The sequence below is a fragment of the Ureibacillus terrenus genome (genome assembly GCF_006569205.1).
Lineage (GTDB): Bacteria > Bacillota > Bacilli > Bacillales_A > Planococcaceae > Ureibacillus > Ureibacillus terrenus.
In genome coordinates this window covers 1-651 of record NZ_VIGD01000073.1, presented here as the reverse complement: position 1 = coordinate 651, position 651 = coordinate 1, and the positions used below count along the sequence as shown (strand labels likewise).

The following is a 651-nucleotide window of genomic DNA, read 5'->3' as shown; positions in this document are numbered from 1 at the left end:
CCTCGGCCACTTCGAATTGGTCTTTTTTCCGAACACGGCTGAGGGTGTTGCGGACTTTGTGCACGACACAGCGCTGCACATCGGCTTTCGGATACACCGCCTTAAAGGCTTCCTCCAGCCCCGGAAGACCATCAAATACGCCCAGAAGCTCTTCCTTGACGCCTCTTTTGTAGAGCTGCTGGAGAATCTCCCGCCATCCATAGGCGCTTTCTTGTCCTCCCACGAAGAAATCCAGAATTTCTCGATACCCTTCTTCATTCACTCCTAACACCACATAAATGACTTCTTTCTCTACCGTATCCCGGCGAAGTTTTACGTATAAACCATCCAAATATAAGACGGAATAACGCTTGTGCAGTGGACGAGCGTGCCATTTCTCGATGTCTTCTTTCACGACATCGGTAATCCGGCTGATCGTCGCTGGAGAATAAGCATTTCCTAGAATTCGTTCAATAAACTTGCCAATTTCCCGTGTACTCATGCCACTTTGATACATCCTAATGATGGCTTCCTCCAGCCAGCCCGTGTGGCGTTGGTAAGGAGCGAACAATTGGGTTTGAAATTCTCCGTTTCGGTCTCTAGGGACCAAAAGACCTTCAATCCGGCCATATTGCGTATCTAGATTTCGTTGATAGTAGCCGTTTCTCATAT

General features: G+C 48.2%; 1 protein-coding gene. It reads right to left on the bottom strand.

The annotated features are described in order from the left end of the window. Positions 1 to 651: IS256 family transposase (locus FKZ59_RS14460; RefSeq protein WP_141603400.1), on the bottom strand; the 651-nt coding region annotated here is incomplete at both ends.